Source organism: Parasphingorhabdus sp. NYA22, from assembly GCF_976973735.1.
Genome location: NZ_OZ333477.1, coordinates 3,188,205 through 3,212,590, shown reverse-complemented (window position 1 = coordinate 3,212,590; position 24,386 = coordinate 3,188,205). Strand labels below are relative to the sequence as shown.

Genomic DNA, 24,386 nt, shown 5'->3' with positions numbered 1-24,386 from the left:
CTCCCTGATCATGCCTGTGTCCGAGGATTGCATCCGCGGGCACCCGGCGCAACCGTTCAATTGTTCCGGGACGGATCTGGCCGGATTTCCTGCAGGTGGGGAGGGTGACCGGTGACCGCTCGGGTGCGCCGCGTGGGGCCTTTTCCCACCCTCAAAAAATTCCGGAAATATCCGGAACGATCTGCGAGGTCGTCGGTAGATTTCCTGTAGCCACATGGCAACGGCCTTCCCCCTTAATACGGGCCGCCGTGCGGCTATCCCCGACAGCAAGGGGCCCTGAAATCTAGAGGAGATGAAATGATGTTACAGGATGAGAAAAACCACAGCGTGATTGGCAGCGATCGAGTGGACGGCACCACCGTCTATGGCGCGGACCAGGACAAGATCGGCAAGGTCGACAAGCTGCTGATCGACAAGCGCGGCGGCAATGTCACCGACGTAGTGATTTCCGCTGGCGGCTTCCTTGGCATTGGCGACGAGAAGCACAGCATCCCGTGGTCGAAGCTCGATTATGACACCGAGCTCGACGGCTATCGGATCGACGTGACCAAGGAGCAGCTGATGGACGCGCCGCGCTTTGGCAGCAACGAACCGGATCGCGCCTATGACCGCGACTATCAGTCGAGTGTTTATGAATATTGGACGGTGACGCCTTACTGGTAAGCTGATCCACCAAACTGAAGAAGCCGGGCGCAGTTTCCGCCCGGCTTTTTTTGCCCGGAGTAGATTTCAACATATGTCGCAGACGGGCATTTGGTCTGGATTCCGGCCTTCGCCGGGATGACGGTTTGCTGTCTTCTCATCCCCGATATCCTGCCGACCGATTATTCAGTCTCAGCCCGGGAACCGATCACTTCGGTTCGGGTTTCTAGATCATGATAAGACGAACCCATAAACCCGCCGATATCCCGTCCGGTACGGCCATGTCAGGAGCAAACGGCCTGCTATCGCCAGATACCGATCGGCACCCGCAGGACTACGGCCTTGATCCAGCTTAGCCACAACGGCACCGAGATCCGCATCCCCAGTCTGGTCTATACCAGCGACGAGCAGCCCGGCATCTCGCGGGTGCGGCGGGGGCGGGGGTTTCAATATTTGCTGCCGGACAAGAGCCCGCTGAAATGCAGCGTGGAACTGGCGCGGATCAGGAAGCTGGGCGTGCCGCCTGCCTACACCGATGTATGGATTTGCCTGAAGGCCAATGGCCATATTCAGGCGACCGGCTATGATGCAGCGACGCGCAAGCAATATCGCTATCATGACCAGTGGCGCATCTATCGCGATCAGCAGAAATTCGGTCAGCTGGCGGAATTCGCGACGACACTGCCGCGGATCCGGCGCAAGGTGAATGCGCTGCTCGCGCCGGGGCAGGACGGTGAGGTGCCGAGCAAGGATGTGGCGATTGCCGCGCTGGTCCGGCTGATCGACCGCACCGCGATCCGGGTCGGCGGGACATCCAAGATGAGCAAGGGGGCGACCACGCTGGACAACCGCAACGTCAGCTATGGCGAGGATCTGATGCGCCTGCGCTATCGCGCCAAGGGCGGCAAGAAAGTCAGCTGCAGCCTGCGCGATACGCGGCTGCAGAAAATATTGGAACAGATCGACGATCTGCCCGGCAAGAGATTATTCCAATATGTCGGCAGCGACGGCGCGGTGCATCCGCTCGACAGCGGCGACGTCAATGACTGGCTGAAGGCAGTGTCCGGAATGGAGAGCCTGAGCGCAAAAATGTTCCGCACCTGGCACGGCAGCGTCGCCGCGATGGACGCGATCGCTTCCGAGGAGAACCCGACCATCAAGCAAGCCTGCGAAGCCGCCGCCGCGACCCTGCGCAACACCCCGGCGATTTGCCGCAAGAGCTATGTCCATCCGGCGGTGTTCGATTTGGTCGATATGGACGCGGACGAGCGGCTGGCGATGATCGAGAATGACAGCGCCAATATCACCGGGCTGCGGGTGGGCGAGAACCGGTTTGTCGGGCTGCTCTCGGCAGGCCTCTGACCAACCCGTCAGCCCGTCAGATCGCGGCCGCCATATAGCTGGCCTGATTGATCGCCGCCTTGGCGTCCAGTTCCATCGCTTCAAAGGCACCGCCGACCAGTTCGGATGAAATCCCTTCCTTCTGCAGATCGTCGTGCAGCTCGCGCAGCGGATCCTGTCCGGCGCAGATGATGATCGTGTCCGCTTCGAGAAGTTCCGGTTGGCCGCCTTGCAGAACATGCAGGCCGTCGTCATCGATTTTCACATATTCGACGCCGTTCATCATGCCGACACCGCGCCTTGTCAGCGTGATGCGGTGGGTCCAGCCGGTTGTCTTGCCCAGGCCTGCGCCGACCCGGCTGTCCTTGCGCTGCAACAGGGTGATTTCGCGATCGGATTTCACTACCTTGGGCTCGACGCCGGTGACACCGCCACGCGGATGGTTTTCGAAATCGACACCCCATTCCGCGGCAAAGACATCGCGGTCGAGGGCGCTTGAGACGCCGGCATGGCTGATCAGTTCGGAGACATCGAAGCCGATGCCGCCGGCGCCGATGATCGCGACCTTTCTGCCAACCGGCTTGTTGCCCTTGATCACGTCGACATAGCTGACGACCTTTTCGTGATCGATGCCGTCGATATCCGGGGTCCGCGGCTTGATGCCGGTCGAGACGATGACATGGTCAAAGCCCTCGGCCTTCAGCCCGGCGACGTCTGCCTTGGTGTTCAGCCGCAGGTCGATGCCATGCACCTCGATCATCCGGTTATAGTAGCGGAGCGTCTCGTAAAATTCCTCTTTGCCGGGAATGGTTTTTGCAAGATTGAACTGGCCACCGATTTCAGACGATGCTTCGAACAATGTTACCGCATGGCCGCGCTGGGCCGCGACCGTAGCATAGGCAAGGCCGGCCGGTCCGGCGCCGACAACCGCGATCCGTTTTACGTCGGTGACCGGCTCATAGTTCAAGATGGTTTCGTGGCAGGCGCGGGGATTGACCAGGCAGGTCGTCAATTTGCCCATGAACGTGTGATCGAGGCAGGCCTGATTGCAGGCGATACAGGTGTTGATCTCGTCCTCGCGGCCTTCGACCGCCTTGCGCATGAATTCGCTGTCGGCGAGCAGAGGCCGGGCCATGGAGACCAGATCAGCGTCACCGCGGGCCAGAACCGCTTCCGCGACATCGGGCATGTTGATGCGGTTGGAGGTGATTACCGGAACCCCAACCTCTTTGCGCAACCGGCCGGTCACCGAGGTGAAGGCGGCCCGGGGCACCATCGTCGCGATCGTCGGCACGGCGCTTTCATGCCAGGTGAAGTGGGTGGAAATGATCGTGACACCGGCCTTTTCCAGAGCCTTGCCGAGAGCGATGATTTCTTCCCAGCTCATGCCGCCGTCGAGCATGTCCATCGCCGCGATACGGAAGATGAGGATGAAATTCTCGCCGACCGCGGCGCGGGTCTGCTCGACGATCTCGATAGCAAAGCGCATCATATTCTCGAAAGAGCCGCCATATTCATCTTCGCGCAAATTGGTTTTGCGCACCAGAAAGGTCGATATCAGATAGCCGGCGGAGCCGATGATCTCGACGCCGTCATAGCCGGCTTTCTGCGCCATCAGCGCGCAGTTCACATGATCGTCGATCTGCTTCTGGATGCCGGCTTTATCCAGCTCGTTGGGGGGGTGTCTGGCGATCCGTGAGCGTACGGCCGATGGTGCGACCATGTCTTTATTGTTGGCCAGCGGACCGGGGTGGAGGATTTGCATGCATATTTTCACATCATCGGCAGCGCCGTGCACGGCATCCGTGACCATCCGGTGCTTGGCGGCTTCTTCATCGCTGGACATCATGGCGCCGCCCATGGATGCTTCGGCATTGGGGGCAATCCCGCCGGTGATGATCATGCCGATATTATTGGCTGCCCGCTCGGCAAAATAAGCGGCCATGCGTTCGAAGCCGCCATCCATTTCCTCCAGGCCGGTGTGCATGGAGCCCATGATCGAGCGGTTCTTTATCGTGGTGAAGCCGAGATCGAGTGGCTCTAGCAATTTTGGATATTTCATATCACGAGCCTAGCAGCATTTTATCGCGATCACATTATCCAATATGTTAAAGCGATAACGAAACCCGGTCCCGCATTTGTGGCGAAAGGGATATTTGATAGTGTATCTGCGCGCCCGCGTTGCTAGTCACTGTTGCATGACTGATTTACAAAAAACCCTCGAAGACGCCCTCGAAGAAAATGCGCTCGCCGGAGCGGTGGCCATGATTGGTGATCGTGACGGGCTTTTGGCCTCGGCCGCCGCAGGCGTCTCCGATCCCGCTACGGGCAGGACCATGGCTCTGGACGACATATTCAGCGTGGCATCGATGACCAAGGCGATTACGTCGGTTGCAGCGATGCAGCTAGTCGAACGCGGTTTGCTGGCGCTTGACGAACCGATCGGTCCTATTCTTCCCGAGCTTGCCCATCCCGATCTGCTCGAAGGCTTTGACGAGGATGGCAACGCCCGGCTGAGCCCTGCCAAGACGCCGATCACGTTGCGACATCTGCTGACCCACACGTCCGGTCTGGGCTATTCCTTTACCAGCGGCAAAATGGCGAAAGCGCAAGGTAAAGTCGCTCCCGGATCGATTGCCAGCATCTCTTCTCCGCTGATCTTCGAGCCGGGCTCGGACTGGTTATACGGAGTCAGCACGGATTGGGTCGGTCGCGCAGTGGAGTCGGTCAGTGGGCAAACGCTCGGCGCCTATATGGAAGAACATATTCTCGCCCCCCTAGCGATGCATGATACAGGCTTCTCTGTGCCGCCGGAAAAGGTCGGTCGCAGGGTGTCCCTGCTTTCCCGCACAGAGGATGGTTTTGCTCCTATTTCGCTCGAGATAGGCGGTGGTGACGATGCGGAATTTCAATCCGGCGGCGGTGGTCTCTATTCAACTGCCGCGGACTATATGCAGTTCATGCGTATGATCCTCAATCAAGGCACGCTGGATGGCGTCCGAATTCTGGATGCAGAGACGGTCGCGACAATGTCGCGCAACCATGTCGGTTCGATGAAGGTCGGTCGTATGGAAAGCGTTGTTCCATTTCTGGCAGAAACCTTTGATCCTTTTCCGGACATGGATACGCAATGGGGTCTGGGCTTTCTGATCAATCCCGAAAAAGGGCCTGCTGGTCGCGCGGCGGGAAGTCTTTCCTGGGCCGGGCTTGCGAACTGCTATTACTGGATTGATCCGGCCAGTGGAGTCGCGGGTCTGGTTCTCATGCAATTTTTCCCGTTCGGCGACAAAAGCGCGATGAAGGTCCTGGATGCAGTGGAAACAGCCGCTTACCAAGGCTGAAAGCGCCATTTGATATCTGCTTTGGGCGCAGATGATAGGTGGGTCGTGTGCCGGCCTATTGCCGCAGGCTAGTCGTCATCTTCCACCTTTTCCGGCAGGCCGTCATGATCGGTGCCGGCATAATCTTCCAGCTCCTTCTCGGTCATGCTGTCGTACATGTCCTTGGACGCGCCCTTGAGGTCGCCGACCTTGGTTTCGCCGCGCTTGGCGGACAGGGCCGCTCCGGCGGCGCGTTGCTGGGCTTTCGATTGGGCTGGCATGATAGTCTCCTTTGCTTGCTAGTGGTTGATGCTGTGCGGGATCCGTTCAGGACGACGGCTTTCCGTCTTCTTCTCCCGGGTCCCAGTGGGAGGTAAAGGGCGCACTGGTGATCAGAACCGTCAGGATGACGATGGTGATGATCACCGCCAGCCAGATTTCTCCGAAGCCGCAGATCAGGCCGATTGCGCCCGCCGCCCATATCGAAGCGGCAGAGCCGGCACCTTGAACGAAGCTGCCCTCGCGAAACATGGCGCCGGCGCCAAGAAAGCCGATGCCGGTGATCACGCCCTCGAAGACGCGGCTGGGGTCGATATCGCTTTGTGGATCACGGGTGGATTCAAGCAATTCCATCGCGCCGATCGCCAGCGCACAGGCGGCGACGGAGATGATCACGAAGGGGCGGAAGTCGATCGGCTTTCGGCGGATGAACCGCTCCAGTCCGATCAGGAAGGGGAGCAGGGTCGCAGCGCCAAGCCGCCACAGCGCTTCTGACCAGGCAATTGTATCGGGTCCGGCGAGAATATTCGTCATGGCAAATGAACGCGCTGGCAGGGCATTTGTTGCACGGGCGCCGCAAGAAAAGGCAAGGGGCCGCCGAAGCAGGACCAAAGCGGAATTGTGTCCGGCCTCAAGGGCCGGCTTCCGCTCAGTTCCGTTCTTCTGCGGCCCCTATGGGCTGCGTTCGGACGGCCGTGGTCGCGCCTAGAGTGGCACCTTGGCATGGTCGCCCATCTCGTCGCCGCTCATGGTCATGCCGGTCATCATCTTGAACATGCCGACGACGCCGGGATCGGCTTCCCAGATTTCCGCGTCGGCGAGGTCAAGCCGCAGCATCAGCAGGCTCGGGTCCTGACGACCCTGTTCGTACCAGGCTTCGACTGGCTTGCTCCAGTGCTTGTCGATGATCGCCGGGTCGGTTTCCTCGGTCAGATTGCCGGACACGCAGGCGAAGAGATCATGGCCCTTGGAGACAAACTGCATCATCGCCGGGCCGCCCGTGGCCAGCCGGTTGTCGCGCGAAGTGTAGAACCAGATCGCGCTGTTGGCATCCTTGTCGAGCTGCGCGCGCATCGGTATGCTATGCTCGCGGCTGCTGTCGAGCGCCATCATCACGAAAGGACTGTCGGCAATTGATTCCCAGAATTCCTCGCGGATCTCGTCGCGGTCGGTTGTATCATTCATATCTTTATTGCTCATGGTCTGTTTCCTTTATTCCGTTTCATCCAACCAACGCGCAGGACGGATAAAGTTTCAAAAAATTCGGGAATAATTCGGCAGGTTTTCTGGTGCGGCGGTTTGGATCCCGGCCTTCGCCGAGATGACGGATGGTTGGGGCGCGAGGGGACAATGGAAGCGCGGTCGCGGCAGAATCCTTCGGTCAGCCCGCGTCACCCCATCATAAGCCTAGTTGCGGTGAAGACGCATTGATATTACGCACGCTGCTTACTTCTTTGCACAAGGACGCATCATGACCGATCATCTGGAGCCCCCCCATCTGGAAACCATGGCTGTACACGCCGGTACCGAACCGGATCCGACAACCAATGCGCGGATTACGCCGATTTACCAGACGGCCTCTTATGTTTTCAATGATGTCGATCATGCCGCCGATCTGTTCAATCTCGATGCATTCGGCAATATCTACACCCGGATCATGAACCCGACCAACGGCGCGCTGGAAGGCAAGATTGCTGCGATGGAGGGCGGCGTCGGTGCGCTGGCAGTGGCTTCGGGCCATGCGGCGCAGATCATCGTCTTCCATGTGCTGATGGACCCAGGCGCGCATATCGTTGCAGCGAAGAAGCTTTACGGCGGCTCGCTCAACCAGCTCGCCCATTCGGTAAAGAAATTCGGCTGGAACGTCACCTTTGTCGACGCTGACAATATGGACGAGGTCAAGGGCGCGATCACCGATGACACGCGCTGCGTCTTCATCGAAAGCCTCGCCAACCCCGGTGGCGTGGTGCAGGATATCGAGGCGATTGCCGATATTGCCCATGAAGCCGGTATTCCGCTGGTGGTCGACAATACGATGGCTTCGCCGATGCTCTGCCGTCCGATCGAACATGGTGCGGATATTGTCGTGGAGAGCGGCACCAAATTCCTCGGTGGGCACGGCAATAGCGTCGCGGGCCTGATCATCGACAGCGGCAAGTTCGACTGGACCAAGAGCCCGAAATACGCGTTCCTGAACCAGCCCAACCCGTCCTATCATGGCAAGGTCTTTACCGATGCCTTTGGCCCGATGGCCTTCATCCTGGCGGCGCGCGCCCTGTCGCTGCGCGATCTCGGACCGGCGCTGGCCCCGCAGAACGCCTTTTACATATTGACCGGTATGGAAACGCTGGCGCTGCGTATGGAACGGCATTGCGAGAACGCGCTCAAAATGGCGCAGTGGCTGCAGGGTCGCGACGAGGTCAGCTGGGTCTCTTATGCCGGCTTGCCGGACAATGAATATCACGCGCTGGCGCAGAAATATCTCGGCGGCAAGGGCGGTGCGGTGTTCACCTTCGGCTTGAAGGGCGGTTATGACGCGGGGCGGAAACTGGTGGAAGCGGTCAAGCTGTTCAGCCATCTCGCCAATATCGGTGATACAAGATCGCTGATCATCCACCCTGCCTCGACGACGCATAGCCAATTGTCCGGAGACGAACTGGTTGCTGCGGGCGCCGGACCGGATGTCGTGCGTCTTTCGGTCGGGATCGAACATATCGACGATATTATCGCCGACATGCAACAAGCATTGGAGTCTTTGTAATGAGCGATGGTGCAGGCGATTATGTCTATGATGAAGAAAGCGGCGAATGGCTGAGCCCGGAAGATGCCGCGGCTCAGTCGACCGGTCCGGAAGTCGTTGATGCGGTGGGCAATGTCCTGGCCGATGGCGATGCCGTCACCCTGATCAAGGATCTCAAGGTCAAGGGCGCGGGACAGACGCTGAAACGCGGGACTTTGATCAAGTCTATTCGATTGACGGGCGACGATCAGGAAATTGATTGCCGGCACGAGGGGATAAAAGGTCTCGTACTGCGAGCAGAGTTTGTGAAAAAGCGCAGCTGACCCATTCTCCCTGTTGCAGTGCAGCAGCAATGATATTAGGCAATCACGTTCATTCCTAATCAGGCTCATTCCTTGCGACAGGACCTCCCATGACCAATATCTCCAAAGCTCTCGGACGTATCCAACCTTCTGCCACGCTGGCGATGACCGCAAAGGTCACCGAGCTGAAAGCACAGGGTATTGACGTGATCGGCCTGTCGGCCGGCGAGCCCGATTTCGACACGCCCGACTTCGTCAAGGACGCGGCGATCCAGGCGATCCGCGACGGCGATACCAATTATACGGTGGTCGACGGCACTGCTGCGCTGAAGCAGGCAATTGTGGACAAGTTCGCGCGCGACAATGGCCTGACCTATACGACGAAGCAGATCACCGCGAACAGCGGCGGCAAGCACACCCTGTTCAACGCGCTGGTGGCGACGCTGGACGTGGGCGACGAGGTGATCATCCCCGCGCCTTACTGGGTGAGCTATCCCGATATCGTCAATTTTGCCGGCGGCACACCGGTATTCATCGAAGCGGGAGCGGATCAGGGCTACAAGATCACGCCGGAACAGCTGGAAGCGGCGATCACGCCAAAGACCAAATGGGTATTGCTCAACTCTCCGTCCAACCCGAGTGGCGCGGCCTATAGCGCAGACGAACTGAAAGCGCTGGGCGCCGTGATATTGCCGCACGAGCAGGTGATGGTGATGACCGACGATATGTACGAGCATATCTGGTATGCCGATTTTCCCTTCGCCACCATCGCGCAGGTCTGTCCAGAGCTTTTTGACCGGACGCTGACGGTGAACGGCGTTTCCAAGGCCTATGCGATGACCGGCTGGCGGATCGGTTTTGCCGGTGGTCCGGAATGGCTGATCAAGGCGATGGCCAAATTGCAGTCGCAGTCGACGTCCAACCCCTGTTCGATCTCGCAGGCAGCCGCGGTTGCCGCACTCAACGGTCCGCAGGATTTTCTGGCCGACCGAAATGCCGCGTTCGAGAAACGCCGCGATCTCGTGGTGTCGATGATCAATGATACGCCGGGCCTGCAATGTCCGACTCCGGAAGGCGCATTCTATGTCTATCCCGATGCCAGCGAACTGATGGGCAAGACGACGCCCAAGGGCGCGGTCATCAAGACGGATGAAGATCTTATCGCCTATTTTCTGGAAGAAGCAGAGGTTGCCGCCGTGCACGGAGCGGCTTTCGGCCTTTCGCCTGCGTTCCGGATCAGCTATGCGACGTCGGAAGAGGTTTTGACCGAAGCCTGCACCCGGATTCAGCGGGCCTGCGCGGCGTTAATTTAAGACCTCAGGTGCCGGGCGGGCGCATCCGCGCCCTTGGCTTTCGCGCCAATAAGGCGCGGCGGCCGGTCGGCCTTGCCTCGGCTGCGCCTCGGTTAGAAACTTTCCAAGACTGAAAAACCGAACCGACGCGAAGCGGAGGCAAGCGCGACTGCGCGCCCGAGCGTATGCGAGGAAAGCCAAGGGCGCGGATGCGCCCGCCCGGCACCTGAGGTTTGTAAAAAACACCCCGTCGGAGGTGTTCGCGCAGCGAACTGCCGCGAGACACAATAGGATTTCCCGCCTGGCGTCCTCTACTCCCGTTCCGATAGAAAATCTTCCCGTTGGCAAACTGAATATGACCTTGTGATCAGGTTCACAGCGGCGACAGGAAAACTATATTAGAAACTGTAACCAACAGGCGGGACGACTCGAACCAGATGATGACCCCCAAGGAACCGACCATGATGAAATTATTCAAATCCGATTTGACCTACAGCCTCGGTGGCGGCTTTATCGCTGGCGCGTTGATGCTGTTCTTCATGCAGCCCGCCGACCAGCCTGCCGACCTTGGCGAAAATCTGTCGCCCACCGTCAGCGCGGCTTCCCAGCTTCTGAGCTAAATGCCGATCGGACCGTCCCTCTCCCGCACCATCATGTTCGGTGTGAGCATCGCCTGTTTCGGTGCGATGTGGGCCGGTGTGCAAACCGCTTTGCCGGTCGACCAGACTTCCTCCCCGAGACTTATCGGAGAGGCGCATGCCGCCGAAAAAGCCACGATCATCCCGGCGCCGCGCGTAGGGGCAGGGGAAACGGGCAAGCGCGCCGTCGCGATCTTTGCCGGCGGTTGCTTCTGGGGCGTCGAAGGGGTGTTCGAACATACCAACGGCGTGATCAGCGCCTCCTCCGGCTATCATGGCGGCAGCAAACGCAGCGCATCCTACAAGCTGGTGAGCGCCGGTCTGTCCGGTCATGCCGAAGCGGTGCGGGTGGTCTATGATCCCGGCAAAATCAGCTATGGCAAGTTGATGCAGATTTACTTTTCGGTCGTCGCCGATCCGACGATGCTCAACGCCCAGGGCCCCGATCGCGGCAAACATTATCGCAGCGCGCTGGTCCCGATGAATGCCGGCCAGGCGAAAGCTGCCCGCGCCTATATCGCGCAGCTTGAAAAGGGACGCTACTGGAAACGACCGCTCGTCACCAGGGTCGAAGCCTATAAGGCCTTCTACCCGGCCGAGACCTATCACCAGAATTTCATGCAGAAACACCCGCGCCAGGCCTATATTGTGCGTTGGGACAAGCCCAAGGTTGCCAATCTGAAACGGCATTTTCCGGCGCAATATCGGGCGAAGCCGGTAAGCTGACGCAGGACGTCACTTAACCGGCTGTTAGCTTCGCCCTGTTATAGGACAGGGCAGCCGCAGAGGGAAAAATGGTCAATCACGAATTTGAAATTATGCTCGCATTGGCCGCCCTAATGGTCGGTGTCGGCATGCTCTGGCTAGCCCGCAGCCAGCCGGACTGAGCGGGTCGACCGTTCGCCAGCGGAGCAGGTCAAAAAAAGGCCCCCGTTTCCGGAGGCCTGAATTCTATTTCGGGCTGAGTACCATCAGCATCTGTCGGCCTTCCAGTTTCGGATAGGCTTCGACCTTTGCAGTCTCTTTCATGTCGTTCTGCACCCGGACGAGCAATGCCATCCCGAGCTGCTGGTGCGACATTTCACGACCACGAAAGCGCAGGGTGACCTTCACCTTGTCGCCATTGTCGATGAACTTGTTCACGTTGCGCATCTTCACGTCATAATCATGATCGTCGATATTCGGACGCATCTTGATTTCCTTGACGTCCTGAACCTTCTGCGTCTTGCGCGCGGCATTGGCCTTTTTCTGGGCCTCATATTTGAATTTGCCGACGTCGAGATATTTCGCAACCGGTGGCTGCGCGTTCGGAGAGACTTCGACCAGGTCGAGTCCAACTTCTGCCGCACGCTCGATCGCTTCGCGCGTGTTCATCACGCCAAGGTTTTCGCCCTTGTCGTCAATAACCCTGACGGTGTCGGAATTGATCAGATCGTTAAAGCGCGGGCCGCCTTTGACGGGCGGCGTGGGGCGACGAGGGGGTGCAGCTATGTTAAATACTCCTGAGTGGTTGTCTATGGTGGCTCATTAGCCGCAAAGCTTATCGGAATAAAGCCTTCTTGATGGCGAAAGAGACATTAGCCATCAAAGCCGTTGTTTCAATGCAACAGCTTTGATGAATATATCGCTATTTGGTTGCCGATTTCAAGTCCGGTGCCATCGCCTCTTCCTTCAGCATCGCAACGACCTCGTCGAGCGTCAGGAATTCCTGCTCCTTCTGGCCAAGCCGGCGCAGGGCAACCTTGCCTTCTTCGGCTTCGCGCATGCCAACCACCAGAATATTGGGCACTTTTCCGACTGAATGCTCGCGGACCTTATAGTTGATCTTCTCGTTGCGGAGGTCGGCCTCGACCCGGATGCCGGCGGCTTTCAATTGTTCGACGACCTTTTCAGCATAAGGATTGGCGTCGGTCACGATCGTCGCAACCACGGCCTGCGTCGGCGCCAGCCAGAGCGGCAGCTTGCCGGCATAATGTTCGATGAGAATGCCGATAAACCGCTCGAACGATCCGAGAATCGCGCGGTGGAGCATGATCGGCTGATGGCGCTCGCCATCCTCGCCGACATAAGTCGCATCCAGCCGCTCGGGCAGGACGGTGTCGGTCTGGATGGTTCCGACTTGCCAGGTCCGCCCGATAGCGTCGGTCAGGTGGAATTCGAGCTTGGGCGCATAGAAAGCGCCTTCGCCGGGCAGTTCTTCCCAGCCATATTCTTCGGTATCGCGTCCGGTCGCTTTGACCGCATCGCGCAAGGACTGTTCCGACCAGTCCCACATTTCGTCGCTGCCGATCCGTTTGTCGGGCCGCAGCGCCAGCTTGATTGCATAATTTTCAAAGCCCAAGTCGCGATAGCAACGGTCCAGCATGTCGCAAAACAGGCCGACTTCCTCGATCAGCTGTTCCTTGGTGCAGAAGATATGCGCATCGTCCTGGGTGAACTGCCGTACCCGCATCAGTCCGTGCAGCGCACCATGCGGTTCGTTGCGGTGGCAGCAGCCGAATTCGGCCATGCGGATCGGCAGGTCGCGGTAGCTTTTGATACCCTGACGAAAGACCAGCACATGGGCCGGGCAGTTCATCGGCTTGATCGCCATCATGTCGGCGGTGCCGGTGATAACGGGGCCTTCTCCCTCGGCGTCGGGAACCTCGTCGGGAACGGCGAACATATTCTCGCTATATTTGCCCCAGTGGCCGGACTGTTCCCATTGGCGCACGTCCATCAATTGCGGCGTCTTGACCTCTTCATAGCCTGCCTCGATCTGGCGGCGGCGCATATATTGCTCGAGCGCCTGCCAGATCACATAGCCCTTGGGATGCCAGAAGATGCTGCCCTGCGCTTCGGACTGGATATGATAAAGATCCATTTCCTGGCCGAGTTTGCGATGGTCGCGCTTGGCTGCTTCTTCCAGCCGCATCAGATGGGCGTTCAGCTGCTTCTTGTTGAGCCAGCCGGTGCCGTAGATGCGCGATAGCTGTGGATTGCGCTGGTCGCCGCGCCAATAGGCGCCGGACACGCGCATCAGTTTGAACGCCTTGGGATCAAGCTTGCCGGTCGAGGCCAGATGCGGCCCGCGGCACATGTCCATCCAGTCGTCACCGGACCAGTAGACCGTGATCTCGTCGCCTTCGGGAAGCTCGGCGGCCCATTCGGCCTTGAACGTCTCGCCATCCTTCTGCCAGCGGGCGATCAGATCGTCGCGTTCCCACACCTCGCGTCGCAACGGTTTGTCGGCGGCGATGATCCGTTTCATCTCCTCCTCGATCTTTGGCAGGTCTTCGTCGGTGAACGGATCGCCGGCAGGGGCGAAATCATAATAGAAGCCGTCATCGGTCGACGGACCAAAGGTGATCTGGGTGCCGGGGAAGATGTTCTGCACCGCCTCTGCCAATATATGGGCATAGTCATGGCGCGCCAGTTCGAGCGCGTCTTCCTCGTCGCGCGAGGTGACCAGCGCCAGTTCGGTATCTTCCTCCAGCGGCCGCATGATGTCACGCAACTCGCCGTCGATCTTTGCCGCCAGCGCAGCTTTTGCAAGGCCCGGCCCGATGTCGGCGGCAATCTGTGCGGGGGTAGTGCCCGATGCCACTTCACGCGTGCTACCGTCGGGAAGGGTGATTTTGATCATCTCGGTCATGGGCTCAGGTCATCTCAAAGTTTGTCAAAGTTGCGGCCAAGATAGGCTGGAAAACCAGCCGTCACCGGGCTGGATTTGACTTAGTCTTTTGGGGTTTCAAGTCAACCAAATCAGATGACGGGTCGAATGAGAGAGGAAAGCGTCATATGCAAAATGTCACGTGTGCTTGACTTTTAATGCCGAATCGAGCAAATGGGTCAAGTAAACATGACATTATGTCTATGTAGCTTGATGGAGAACGATCATGAGACTGAAACGCTGTTCGGGTCGGGCGATGACCCCCAATGAAAATATCGCCATATGGGCGGCGCTGGTGGTTCTGTTTCTGGGGGCGATGTGATGACCTCTAGCCGCTCTCCTGGAATCTGGCAGCGATTCTGCCGCCTGCTGAAACCCGACTGGATGTTCGGTTTCATCCTGTTCGTCGGCATCGGCCTGCTCGCGGTTTCGATATTCGACCCGAACGAAGTGCGTCCGGGCAATGTCACGCCGTTCATCAAGATTATCGGCGCGGCGCTGCTCGTTCTGCTGATATCCTATATCGCGACTTATGCAGCCGCTTTGGACCGCCGCAAACTCGAGGATTATTTTTTCCAGATGATGGCCAACGGCGCCATTGTCGCCATCATCACCGCCATTTTTGCCAATATGGTCTGGCTGGTTTTCGAAAAGCAGTTCGGCACGATGAGCGCGGACAGTCTTGTAGCTATATTGATAACTGCGTGGGGCCTCGGTTATTTCTTCTATCGCTTTCGCGGGCTCAACACATGAAGAACCGGCTCAAGGTTCTCCGCGCTGAGCGTGACTGGTCACAAGCGGACCTGGCCGAACGGCTCAAGGTTTCCCGGCAAAGCGTCAACGCAATCGAAACCGGAAAATATGATCCGTCCCTGCCGCTGGCGTTCCGGATTGCCGACCTGTTCGCCATGCCGATCGAGGAGATATTCCTGCGCGATTGAGGGGGCGAAGAATTGTGATGCGCCGGACTGCATCTTGTCTTAAGCTCCCCCCATGTCTGATCCTCAACAAGTCTGGCTTATCGATAGCGACAGCGCGCTGAAGCGGCGGGTGCGGATCGAGGTGATTGGCAAGACTTTTGCGCTCTACGAACAACAATGGCGCAGCGACGCCTATTTTTTCGGTGACCTGGTCTATCGCGGCAAGGAAGGGGACTCCCATGTCTTCGGCCTCGAGGATGGTATCAAGGATCGCCCGAAATGGAAGCTCGGCTTCAAGGGCGGGATTCCTGCGGAACTAACGGCATTGCTGCCAAGGCCGAAGCAGCCATTGATATCCAGTATCGGTATGTTGATTATCGCGTTCCTGTGTCTGGGGATTGTCTATTTTGCGGCCAGTTGATTGCCGGTGCACCTGCGCAGGCAGGTGTCCCTCTCCTGAACAATTTTCCAGCGACAGAGGTGGTTGCGCCATTGGGCGCGCGTCGATGTGCCTTCTCATTCATCGTTTTTGAACTATAGGGCAGGAGATGGATCCCCGCCTTCGCGGGGACACACAGGCGGATGAATTTATGGAAGACGAAATAATGTACCTCGACCGTCCCGGCGGCGCTTCGCTCGCTTATTGCTACACGCCGCCCAAGCCGGGTGTGAAAGGCACGACCTTGGTGTTCCTGCCCGGCTATATGTCGGACATGGAAGGCGGCAAGGCGCTGGCCGTTGACGCGTGGGCGAAGCAACAGGGCAGGGCGATGCTGCGCCTCGATTACGCCGGATGCGGCGCGAGCGGCGGCGAGTTCGAGGAACAGAGCCTGATCGACTGGCGCGAGGATGTGCTGTTTCTGATCGACAAGGTGACATCGGGGTCTATCACCCTGATCGGTTCCTCGATGGGTGGCTGGCTGATGCTACTGGTCGCGTTGTCGCGGCCAATGCGAGTGAAAAATCTGGTCGGCATCGCGGCAGCACCGGACTTCACCGACTGGGGCTTCACCCAGGAACAGAAAATGACGATCCTCCGCGACGGCAAGCTAGAGGAAGACAGCGAATATTCTGACGAGCCTTATGTCACCACCCGCACCTTCTGGCAGTCCGGTGATACCAGCCGCCTGCTTCACAAGGAAATCGCTTTTGATGGTGCCGTGCGGCTGCTGCACGGCCAAAAAGATAGTGATGTGCCGTGGGAATATAGTCTCGAGACGGCCAGGAAAATCCGTTCAGATGATGTGCAGGTGCATCTGGTAAAGGACGGCGATCACCGGCTGTCGCGGGATCAGGATATTGCCTTGCTGATTGACGTGGTTTCGCGACTGGGGTGAATTTTTACGCTGGAACAATATTTTAACAGGCATGATATCCATGATTTCTTCGCTAATTCTGCCGTTATTGATGCAATCGGCGACGCCTTATGGTTCCCCTATCGATCCCGTGCTGCGGCCATCGGAGGCCAAGCCCGAGGCGCCCGTCAATCCGCCGACGGTCAAGCCGACGAGTCCGGTCGATATCCGCTTCAATCAATGTATCGACCAGGCGGCGGACGATCCGGACAATGGTTTGCTCGCTGCCAATAAATGGCAGATCGAGGGCGGCGGATATCTGGCGCGCAATTGCCTAGGCTTCGCTTATGCCGAACGGGAGGAATGGCCAAAGGCTATTCCGGCCTTTATGCTGGCGGCTGAAGGCGCGGAAGCTGCGGACGACGAGCGCGCGGCCATTTTTTGGTCGCAGGCTGGCAATGCGGCATTCGCTGGCGGTGATCATGCCGCAGCATTGAAATATTTCGGCTCTGCGCTGGCGCAAGATACGCTCGATGGTCTGTTAAAGGGTGAAGTGCACCTTGATATGGCCCGCGTATATGTTGCCATGGATCAATATGATCAGGCGAAAGCACAATTTGTTCTCGTTCACGAACTCGTCCCGGAGGATCCGCTCGGTTGGCTGCTGTCGGCGACATTGGCGCGGCGGATGGGTGACTTTGCCTTGGCAAAATCCGACATCGCAGTGGCCGCCAAGCTGGCGATCACCGATCCGGCGATTGCGCTCGAAGCGGGCAATATCGCTTATGAGGCCGGCGATGTTGCGAACGCGAAAATCAATTGGGAGCAGGCGGTCAAATTCGGACCGGACAGCCCGTCCGCCAAGGCCGCAACCCGCTATTTAGAGCAGCTCGCGGCCAGCGTCGAGGAATAGTCCTTTCTCAACACTGGCTCCCGGCTGGTGCGGTGCGCAACGCACGTTTAATCCAGATAGAAATTCACCGTCGTGACCACGCGGACTTTCTTGTACGGCGTGTCGGTGACGCCATAGCCGCCGGCATCGCCGTCGCGGCTGTCGATGCTGAAATAGCCCTGCGTGGCGGATTTGATGCCGCCGACATCGGTGCCGCTATCTTCGGCAAATTGTTCGGCTGACTTGCGGGCATCCTTGGTGGCTTCCGCGACCATTTCCGGTTTGATTTCGTCGAGCTTGGTGAAGGTGTAGCTCATCCCTGAACCATCTTCCAGCACAACGCCGCGACGGACCAGATCGAATTGCCGGGCGACGGCGGCCTGGGCCTTGTCGATATCGTCGGTGCGCAGGCTGAGCCGCTGACGGATGGTATATTGGGGGATGCCGTTGTTGCTATACTGGTTCACATTGGCGCCGGTCGGTTTGAGCGCGTCAGCCTTGAATCCCAGCTCCTTGAAAAAGCCGGTGATCGCAGTGGTGTCGCGGTCGATATCGGTCTGCGCGCTCTGCAGATCGGTGGATTGCGCGCTGTAGGCGATTGTCCAGGTGGCGAGGTCGGCTGTCACTTCGCGCTCTGCGAGACCGCGCACGGTGACGCTTCGATCGGCCATTTTGGCGCGCAGCAGGCCGTCGCCCAGTAAATAGCCGCCAATGATCAGGCCAACGGTCAACAGACCGGCACTCGCCAGCCAGACCTTGTTTTTGCTCTCGATAAATTTCTCGCTCATCGCTCTTTCCCTCAGTATAAAAGCCGCTTAGGCTATTTCCAGTGACCCGGTGCGGCTTTGCGATAGCTGCGATGAACCGTTTCTGAATAGCGATGAATGGAGATTATCTTTGACTATCAAATATCTGCACACCATGCTCAGGGTCAGCGATCCGGAGGCAACCGTCGCCTTTTTCGGGCATCTCGGTCTGGAGGAGGTTCGCCGTTATGACAGCGAGCAGGGGCGTTTCACGCTGATTTTCCTGGCCGCTCCGGGACAGAAGGATGTCGCGGAAGTCGAACTGACCTATAACTGGCCTGCGGAAGATGGCAGTCCGGCCGAACAATATGACGGCGGCCGCAATTTCGGCCATCTCGCTTATGCCGTCGATGATATTTATGCCTTGTGCCAGAGCCTGATGGATGCAGGGATTACGATCAACCGTCCGCCGCGTGACGGTCATATGGCTTTCGTCCGCTCGCCGGACAATATCTCTGTCGAACTGCTGCAAAAGGGAGAGAAGCTCCCGGTTCAGGAACCCTGGGCGAGCATGGAAAATATCGGCGAGTGGTAAGCGCCTGACCGCGATTACACGGAAGCGGTCCCGGCTGGCTTGGTCGCTTTGGTCGCCGAAATGTCGATCCAGACAATCTGGTTACGACCGTTGTTCTTGGCGTCATACAGGCGCCGGTCGGCCGTAGCCATCACGCTGCGCAGCGAAGCGCGTCTGGCGATCGGGGCACAGCCGACCGAAAAGGTCACGGGCTCCCGGATTTCCGGTACTTGATCGTGCACCGACTTGATCAGCGTTTCACATATTTCGGTCAGAGCATTTGCCGGACAGTTTTTACGACTTTCCCGGCTGTCGTTCTGCATTAGCAACGTGAATTCTTCACCGCCGATGCGGGCCGCAAAATGCTGCGTCGCTTCCAGCTCCCTGCCGACAACCCGCAATACTTCGTCGCCGATCTCGTGACCGTAGCGGTCATTGACCCGCTTGAAGAAATCAATATCGAAAATGGCAAGGTGACTGTAGCGATGCTCCTGCTGGTCGCGTCGAAACTCTCTCTCGAAGGAGCGGCGATTGTTGATTGCGGTCAAGCCGTCGGTATCGGCGAGCAGGGTAAGCTCCACCTGTTTGCGCAACGTATCTTCATGCTGTTGACGCAGGCGGAGAATGCGATTGGCCACGCCAAGCGCGAGAATGATGGTTTCCATCACCAGCGCGAAATAGAGCCCATAGTCAAGCGCCGGCCAGCCGATATACAGGTCCATGCCACGCGCTACCCGATCCAGTCCGAAAAAAACGATTGGCGTCCAACCGGCGATCTGAAACCAGATGGCCTTGCTGCCGCGGCGCAGCGCGTGCCCCATCGCGTATAGGACGACAAAAAATGCGGGCAGAAAGGACGCGTGGTAATAGTTCCGGGCGTCCATATTATAGCCATCGTCGACCCTCAGGACGAACGCGGTGACGAGGACTGGCAGAATCGATGTCAGAATTATGCCGGTTCGCAGCCAGGGTGCAATTTTTCCCTGTTCGACGAAGCGCACCAGAAAAAAGCCGCTGGCAGCAACCGCGATAGCGAGGGCCCAGTAATTGATCAGCATCTTGGTCAGCAAACTGGTCTCGGGAAAGGCCAGGAACATCAGGCCGGACGAGCTGAATGTATAGACGACCGTCGCCGCGATGATCACGCTGTGCCAGAGCATGAAACTGTAACGCAGGGCTCCATAGAAAAAGACATGGTAGAAGAGTGGCATTATGGCCATGCCGCAAAGAACGCCGAACATGATCGAGAGCGGCAGCTTCAAGCCGTCCCATCTTTCCTTCGAAGCAAGCTGGATCAACGACATGCTGCTAGCCACTTTCGGGTCGTCAATCGCGACATAGACATTCTTTATCCGGCTCCGCAATTCCGGGTTTTCCGTGCCCGGGACGGCAAGCCCATAATGACCTTTCGGCCGCCAGCTATCTATCACCTGTTGTTCGGAGAAGCTTGACGACAGGAGCGAGCCATCGTCGAGCACCGCATGCACCTGCATTGTGGTCAGGCCATTATTGTCGCCCTGGACCTCGACCGTGCCAGCGGGCAGGGCGTCCGCGAGGAAGGGGATTTTCACCCAGACTCGAGGACCTTTGACGGCATATTTATTGTCAGAGCAATCAAAGGCATTGCCTGACTTCAGCAATGCCGACGCTGTAACATCCGTCGCGCTGCTTTGCGTGCACAATTTGTCCGACATCGGAACTTCGGCAAGAGCCGGGGAGCAGAGGCACAAATAGGCCAGAAACGCGACAAACAAGCGCAAATGACGCCCCTTTCCAAAATCACTGCTGCAGTGCCATATCGAATAGCGAAAAACTCTTATTTTGCGGTTAAGCATCGACAGCTTTAAATTTGCGGAGTAATTTGCCGGCCATGTTAGAAATCATCCGAATTCCCGTATTGTCCGATAATTATGTCTGGCTGGTCCACGAACCCGAATCCGGCGAGACAATGGTCGTCGATCCCGCGGTCGCGGAGCCGGTATTGGCCGAGGCCGAAAAGCGCGGCTGGACCATTACCCAGATCTGGAACACCCACTGGCACCCCGATCATACCGGCGGCAATGCGGCGATCAAGCAGGCCACCGGCTGCCATATCACCGGCCCGGAAGCGGAGCGGGAACGCATCCCGACGCTCGACACATGCGTGAAGGAAGGCGACACCGTGAAGCTCGGCGACGTGGTTGCCGATGTTATCGACGTACCCGCCCATACCGCCGGCCATATCGCCTTTTACATCCCGTCCGAGAAAGTGGCTTTCGTCGGCGATACGCTGTTCGCCATGGGTTGCGGGCGGCTGTTCGAGGGCACGGCGGAGCAAATGTACGACAATATGCGCAAGCTCGAGGCGCTGCCGGATGACACGAAAATCTACTGCGCCCATGAATATACCCAGAGCAACGGCGAATATGCACTGGTCGCCGAACCGGACAATCTCGCCCTGAAAGAACGGATGGCCGAGGTGCTGACCCTGCGCTCTCGTGGCGAGGCCACCGTTCCGACGACGATCGGACAAGAGCGCGCCACCAACCCGTTCATGCGCGCGGCCTCGGCGGCGGAACTGGGCGAGCGGCGGACAGCCAAGGACAATTTCTGAACTCTCGTCTGTTTCATTCCCGGTTCAGCCCGAATCCTGTTATAAGGTTGTTCGATGGGGATCGACAACAGGAGACAGATGATGAGAAAACTGCTTTTAGCCATTCCTGCGGCGATGCTGCTCGCTGCACCCGCGATCGGCGGGGAGAAAATCGAACTCACCGAGAAACAGCAGGCGAAGCTCGACAAGCAGCTCGAAGGCCGGACCGCCGGCAAAGCCAAATCCTGCATCAACCACAACGATCAGCGCAATATGACGGTGATCAGCGACGACATATTGATATTCTCGTCGAGCCGTAATGCCAAGACCATCTACGTCAACAAGCCGCCCGGCGGATGTCCCCGTGCCGACCGCAATATATTGTCCTACCGGCGCACGAGCAGCTCGCTCTGCCAGGGTGAAATTATCCAGCTGATCGACAATGCCAGCGGCGCGACCATGGGCAGTTGTTCCTTTGGCGATTTTGTGGCCTATACCAAAGATCTCAAGTTGAGCTCCGACTAGTCGGTCGAAGCGTCCGGAGGGACTCGCACGAAGACACAAAGACACGAAGGGTTGGGTGCTTGCTCCGGTTTAGTGGTTTTAAACCTTCTCCCGTGAGGGAGAAGGATATGAAGTCTTATCCGAAGGATTAGACGAAGTTGGATGAGGGTGTTCCGCCGGTTGGCTGCTGCGCCACTGCCCTCCGGTACACCCTCACCCAGCTCCGACTAGGCAGCAAGCTGCCAGGTTTGCACAACCCTCTCCCTTGAGGGAGAGGGGGCAGCGCTTTTTAGTCGATGTCCCGTTTCACCGGTGTCTTGTCTGGCTTCAACGCATCGCGGTGTGTTTTCAGGCGTTGTTGATATTCCGCGCCATCGCCATATTCTTCAAACAGCCGCTGCCGGCTATGGGGGCCGCGGACTTTTAGCGCATGCTTGATCGGGCACCAATATTGCTCGGTGCGGGCGGAGACTTCCCGAACGTAGGCGATGACACCATTGGCGTAGCTGCAATAGGTGCAGTTGATTTTCTCGATCGCGTTCAGATAGGACAACCGCCCGCGATCATAGACAATATAATCGCGGCGCCGGACCCGGGCGATGCCATAGGCGCGAAAACACACCGATTGGTAGATGGAGACCGACACGTCGAGAAAGGCGAACGGAAGCAGCAGAGCATAGATGAATGGCGCCGTCAGAATCACGGATAGCTGCGCTTCCGATATATAGCGTAGCACCCCGATCCGCACAGACCGGTTCATTTTCTCCATTTCCCGATCAAGCTCCGCGCGGCCTTTGCCGAGCCGCTCGCGCATCAGCCTGCGTTCTTCGGCGATCTGGATTTCCAGTTCGCCCTCCAGCGCGCGGATGCGATCGACGATTGCATTTGCCTTGCTGTTCACTGGCCCGTTCCCCCTGTTGACTGGCTGACCGTCTTCAATCGCCAGTTTTTTCGGGAGAACCAATCCGTATAGCTACCTAGTGAATGCGGGCTGGGAGATGTGGAGGGGAGCTCGACTCAACCTTCGCCCGTGAGGGAGAAGGATACGAAGCCTTGTCCGCAGGATTAGGCGCAGTTGGATGAGGGTGTTCCGCTGGTGGGTTGCTGCGCTGTCGTCCCTCAGTCCGCCCTCACCCGGCTCCGACTAAGCAGCAAGCTGCCAAGTCTACGCAACCCTCTCCCGCACGGGAGAGGGGGCGCATTTAGCAAAACGACACCGAAACTTCGGTAAGCCTATTTATCTTCTTCAAACATATTGACCGCATTTTCGCCGGTTGCCGAGAGGCGGATCTTGTCGCCTTCGAACTCGGCAATTAGGCCGACAGGCAGATAGTGGTGCGAAGCACCTTTTCCGCTCTGGGTCTGCGGGCTGTCTTTCTTGGTGAGCTTGATCCGCTCGCCGCTGTCGTCAAGATGGTCCACAATGCCAACGTGCACGCCGTCCGCGCCGATGACTTCCAAATGTTCCTTGATCTGGCTCTTATCTACCATGTGATTTTCCTTATCTGTTTGCGTCATGTGAAACCAACGTGCGGGACGCGATCCTGTTCCAAGATAATCGGACGAGCGATCATCGATGAAGGACCACAGGGCCCGATCCCGATATCGCTCTAGCTTCTCGCTTGCGGGCGCGGGATACGTAATATTACCGGCAATAGCGCGATCCGCCACGCCGCGCCTGGTCGAAATGCAGATGGTCCTCATGCGCCTCGTTATAGTCCGGTGACAGGGTCGTCGCGAACAGCTCGCAGGCGCCGTCGCGCACTTCCTTGAGGAAGCGGGACCGCTCGTCATTCGCGTTCCAGTGTCCGGCGACCGAGACCGTGCGGCCGTCGGCGAGCCGGAAGGCGGCGATGTCGATCGCGTTGGCCGTGGCATGTTCGCTGTAATTGCCCGTCTGCCCGCCGCCGATCCGCCGGCAACTGTAGCTGCCATAGGTGATGATCTGCTCGACCGTGCTGCCAAGATGGCGGGTCGCCGCGGCTTTGACGATCTGATTTTCCCACAGCACCAGACTGACCGCCATCGGACAGCTGGTCCGGGCGGCGGGGCTATAGGCGATGGTCTGCGGCTGGCTCCGGGTGAGGGTGACGCCGTTGTCATAACCGCAATTCGCGCCGGCACTGACCGGGGGCAGGGGGGAATAGCCGATCAATGCGGCTTCGAGCAGCCCGAGGCACTGCGGCGTGTCGTCGGCGAGCGCGTCGATTTTACGGGTGGTGAACGGCCCGACCGGATCGGCCAGCGACAGCGGCGTCCATGGCATGCGGTGGTCGTGTGCGACCCATTCATAGCCGCGGAGAGCCAGCGCCAGAAACATGACAAAAAAGATTACGCGCAACGCGATCTTTACTGATCCCGTTGCGGTGGCGTGGATCGCCGGAGGCACCGGGGCCTGCGCAGAGCGAAAAAGCTGGCCGCGCTTGGCTTGCCCGACGGTGGTTGGGAAGCCTGTGGGGGGACGGGGGGTAAATTCACGTTATTTCTCGGTTCGGGCTGCATATCTGATCCAACTGCCGCCACCGGCAAAAGTTCCGTCGCTACTGGCGGGAGGAATTGCGGTGTCGGCGAGGGACTAGGTTCACGCGAAGCCGCAAAGGCGCGAAGCGATTTCTCACCTTCTCCCGTGAGGGAGAAGGATACGAAGCCTTATCCGCAGGATTAGGCGCAGTTGGAT

27 protein-coding genes are annotated in these 24,386 nt (G+C 58.3%); 16 read left to right on the top strand and 11 right to left on the bottom strand.

Features of this window, described 5'->3' with window-relative positions; all coding sequences use genetic code 11:
* The first annotated feature begins 297 nt into the window (after positions 1–297).
* Both ACWFTY_RS15320 and ACWFTY_RS15315 read left to right on the top strand, forming a co-directional pair.
* Entirely contained in the window at positions 298–663 is a 366-nt protein-coding gene (locus tag ACWFTY_RS15320) for a PRC-barrel domain-containing protein (RefSeq protein WP_447525042.1), read from the top strand.
* Between the two features lie 321 nt (positions 664–984).
* Positions 985–2,004 (top strand): DNA topoisomerase IB, encoded by a 1,020-nt coding sequence (locus ACWFTY_RS15315; protein WP_447525041.1) that lies wholly within the window; start codon positions 985–987, stop codon positions 2,002–2,004.
* A 16-nt stretch (positions 2,005–2,020) separates the two neighbouring features.
* Here the strand turns inward: ACWFTY_RS15315 and ACWFTY_RS15310 are convergent, their stop codons facing one another.
* On the bottom strand, positions 2,021–4,045 hold the full coding sequence (locus tag ACWFTY_RS15310) for an oxidoreductase (RefSeq protein WP_447525040.1): 2,025 nt from the start codon (positions 4,043–4,045) through the stop codon (positions 2,021–2,023).
* A 136-nt stretch (positions 4,046–4,181) separates the two neighbouring features.
* Between ACWFTY_RS15310 and ACWFTY_RS15305 the strand changes: the two genes are divergently transcribed.
* Positions 4,182–5,324 carry a serine hydrolase domain-containing protein gene (locus tag ACWFTY_RS15305; protein WP_447525039.1) on the top strand — a complete coding sequence of 381 codons (1,143 nt, stop codon included), beginning with the start codon at positions 4,182–4,184 and terminating at the stop codon, positions 5,322–5,324.
* A 68-nt stretch (positions 5,325–5,392) separates the two neighbouring features.
* On the opposite strand, the gene ACWFTY_RS15300 is transcribed toward ACWFTY_RS15305, so the two are convergent.
* The 3 genes from ACWFTY_RS15300 to ACWFTY_RS15290 all read right to left on the bottom strand — a co-directional run bounded on the left by ACWFTY_RS15300 (position 5,393) and on the right by ACWFTY_RS15290 (position 6,782).
* Positions 5,393–5,584, bottom strand: coding sequence for a DUF3008 family protein (locus tag ACWFTY_RS15300; protein ID WP_447525038.1), 192 nt, complete (start codon positions 5,582–5,584; stop codon positions 5,393–5,395).
* A 46-nt stretch (positions 5,585–5,630) separates the two neighbouring features.
* Positions 5,631–6,116, bottom strand: coding sequence for an MgtC/SapB family protein (locus ACWFTY_RS15295; protein WP_447525037.1), 486 nt, complete (start codon positions 6,114–6,116; stop codon positions 5,631–5,633).
* 171 nt (positions 6,117–6,287) lie between these two features.
* Positions 6,288–6,782: a pyridoxamine 5'-phosphate oxidase family protein gene (locus ACWFTY_RS15290; RefSeq protein ID WP_447525036.1), complete on the bottom strand. Its 495-nt coding sequence runs from the start codon at positions 6,780–6,782 to the stop codon at positions 6,288–6,290.
* A 271-nt stretch (positions 6,783–7,053) separates the two neighbouring features.
* On the opposite strand from ACWFTY_RS15290, the gene ACWFTY_RS15285 reads away from it, so the two are divergent.
* The 5 genes from ACWFTY_RS15285 to msrA all read left to right on the top strand — a co-directional run bounded on the left by ACWFTY_RS15285 (position 7,054) and on the right by msrA (position 11,280).
* Entirely contained in the window at positions 7,054–8,343 is a 1,290-nt protein-coding gene (locus tag ACWFTY_RS15285; RefSeq protein WP_447525035.1) for an O-acetylhomoserine aminocarboxypropyltransferase, read from the top strand.
* Positions 8,343–8,645 (top strand): alkylphosphonate utilization protein, encoded by a 303-nt coding sequence (locus ACWFTY_RS15280; RefSeq protein ID WP_447525034.1) that lies wholly within the window; start codon positions 8,343–8,345, stop codon positions 8,643–8,645. Before ACWFTY_RS15285 ends, ACWFTY_RS15280 begins: the two co-directional genes overlap by 1 nt.
* Positions 8,646–8,734: 89 nt before the next feature.
* Positions 8,735–9,937 (top strand): pyridoxal phosphate-dependent aminotransferase, encoded by a 1,203-nt coding sequence (locus tag ACWFTY_RS15275; RefSeq protein ID WP_447525033.1) that lies wholly within the window; start codon positions 8,735–8,737, stop codon positions 9,935–9,937.
* A gap of 440 nt (positions 9,938–10,377) precedes the next feature.
* Positions 10,378–10,536, top strand: coding sequence for a hypothetical protein (locus ACWFTY_RS15270; protein ID WP_447525032.1), 159 nt, complete (start codon positions 10,378–10,380; stop codon positions 10,534–10,536).
* Positions 10,537–11,280 (top strand): peptide-methionine (S)-S-oxide reductase MsrA, encoded by a 744-nt coding sequence (gene msrA, locus ACWFTY_RS15265; RefSeq protein WP_447525031.1) that lies wholly within the window; start codon positions 10,537–10,539, stop codon positions 11,278–11,280.
* A 225-nt stretch (positions 11,281–11,505) separates the two neighbouring features.
* Here msrA and infC read toward each other — a convergent pair whose 3' ends face one another.
* Together infC and thrS are read right to left on the bottom strand one after the other, a co-directional pair.
* The gene (infC, locus tag ACWFTY_RS15260; protein WP_082788356.1) at positions 11,506–12,045 is read right to left on the bottom strand and encodes a translation initiation factor IF-3; all 540 of its coding nucleotides are present in this window, start codon (positions 12,043–12,045) and stop codon (positions 11,506–11,508) included.
* A gap of 136 nt (positions 12,046–12,181) precedes the next feature.
* The gene (gene thrS / locus ACWFTY_RS15255; RefSeq protein WP_447525030.1) at positions 12,182–14,188 is read right to left on the bottom strand and encodes a threonine--tRNA ligase; all 2,007 of its coding nucleotides are present in this window, start codon (positions 14,186–14,188) and stop codon (positions 12,182–12,184) included.
* Between the two features lie 339 nt (positions 14,189–14,527).
* Between thrS and ACWFTY_RS15250 the strand changes: the two genes are divergently transcribed.
* The 5 genes from ACWFTY_RS15250 to ACWFTY_RS15230 all read left to right on the top strand — a co-directional run bounded on the left by ACWFTY_RS15250 (position 14,528) and on the right by ACWFTY_RS15230 (position 17,334).
* Positions 14,528–14,959 carry a hypothetical protein gene (locus tag ACWFTY_RS15250; RefSeq protein ID WP_447525029.1) on the top strand — a complete coding sequence of 144 codons (432 nt, stop codon included), beginning with the start codon at positions 14,528–14,530 and terminating at the stop codon, positions 14,957–14,959.
* The gene (locus tag ACWFTY_RS15245; RefSeq protein WP_447525028.1) at positions 14,956–15,147 is read left to right on the top strand and encodes a helix-turn-helix transcriptional regulator; all 192 of its coding nucleotides are present in this window, start codon (positions 14,956–14,958) and stop codon (positions 15,145–15,147) included. The genes ACWFTY_RS15250 and ACWFTY_RS15245 overlap by 4 nt, the downstream gene beginning before the upstream one ends.
* 52 nt (positions 15,148–15,199) lie before the next feature.
* Positions 15,200–15,547 (top strand): hypothetical protein, encoded by a 348-nt coding sequence (locus ACWFTY_RS15240; RefSeq protein WP_447525027.1) that lies wholly within the window; start codon positions 15,200–15,202, stop codon positions 15,545–15,547.
* A gap of 169 nt (positions 15,548–15,716) precedes the next feature.
* Entirely contained in the window at positions 15,717–16,463 is a 747-nt protein-coding gene (locus tag ACWFTY_RS15235; protein WP_447525026.1) for an alpha/beta hydrolase, read from the top strand.
* Positions 16,464–16,503: 40 nt separating this feature from the next.
* Positions 16,504–17,334 (top strand): tetratricopeptide repeat protein, encoded by an 831-nt coding sequence (locus ACWFTY_RS15230; protein ID WP_447525025.1) that lies wholly within the window; start codon positions 16,504–16,506, stop codon positions 17,332–17,334.
* Positions 17,335–17,381: 47 nt separating this feature from the next.
* On the opposite strand, the gene ACWFTY_RS15225 is transcribed toward ACWFTY_RS15230, so the two are convergent.
* Positions 17,382–18,101 (bottom strand): SIMPL domain-containing protein, encoded by a 720-nt coding sequence (locus ACWFTY_RS15225; RefSeq protein ID WP_447525024.1) that lies wholly within the window; start codon positions 18,099–18,101, stop codon positions 17,382–17,384.
* 133 nt (positions 18,102–18,234) lie between these two features.
* Here ACWFTY_RS15225 and ACWFTY_RS15220 point away from each other — a divergent pair, with 133 nt between their 5' ends.
* Positions 18,235–18,654: a VOC family protein gene (locus tag ACWFTY_RS15220; protein WP_447526914.1), complete on the top strand. Its 420-nt coding sequence runs from the start codon at positions 18,235–18,237 to the stop codon at positions 18,652–18,654.
* 14 nt (positions 18,655–18,668) lie between these two features.
* On the opposite strand, the gene ACWFTY_RS15215 is transcribed toward ACWFTY_RS15220, so the two are convergent.
* A complete protein-coding gene (locus ACWFTY_RS15215) occupies positions 18,669–20,393 on the bottom strand; it encodes a sensor domain-containing diguanylate cyclase (protein WP_447525023.1) in 1,725 nt (574 codons plus the stop codon).
* A 110-nt stretch (positions 20,394–20,503) separates the two neighbouring features.
* On the opposite strand from ACWFTY_RS15215, the gene gloB reads away from it, so the two are divergent.
* Together gloB and ACWFTY_RS15205 are read left to right on the top strand one after the other, a co-directional pair.
* On the top strand, positions 20,504–21,226 hold the full coding sequence (gene gloB, locus ACWFTY_RS15210; RefSeq protein ID WP_447525022.1) for a hydroxyacylglutathione hydrolase: 723 nt from the start codon (positions 20,504–20,506) through the stop codon (positions 21,224–21,226).
* 78 nt (positions 21,227–21,304) lie between these two features.
* A complete protein-coding gene (locus ACWFTY_RS15205) occupies positions 21,305–21,730 on the top strand; it encodes a hypothetical protein (RefSeq protein ID WP_447525021.1) in 426 nt (141 codons plus the stop codon).
* 268 nt (positions 21,731–21,998) lie between these two features.
* Here the strand turns inward: ACWFTY_RS15205 and ACWFTY_RS15200 are convergent, their stop codons facing one another.
* The 3 genes from ACWFTY_RS15200 to ACWFTY_RS15190 form a co-directional block, all read right to left on the bottom strand.
* On the bottom strand, positions 21,999–22,610 hold the full coding sequence (locus ACWFTY_RS15200; RefSeq protein ID WP_447525020.1) for a hypothetical protein: 612 nt from the start codon (positions 22,608–22,610) through the stop codon (positions 21,999–22,001).
* A 332-nt stretch (positions 22,611–22,942) separates the two neighbouring features.
* Positions 22,943–23,200: a DUF2171 domain-containing protein gene (locus ACWFTY_RS15195; RefSeq protein WP_447525019.1), complete on the bottom strand. Its 258-nt coding sequence runs from the start codon at positions 23,198–23,200 to the stop codon at positions 22,943–22,945.
* 154 nt (positions 23,201–23,354) lie between these two features.
* Positions 23,355–24,050, bottom strand: a complete 696-nt coding sequence (locus tag ACWFTY_RS15190) for an extensin-like domain-containing protein (protein WP_447525018.1) — start codon at positions 24,048–24,050, stop codon at positions 23,355–23,357.
* Positions 24,051–24,386 lie beyond the last annotated feature (336 nt).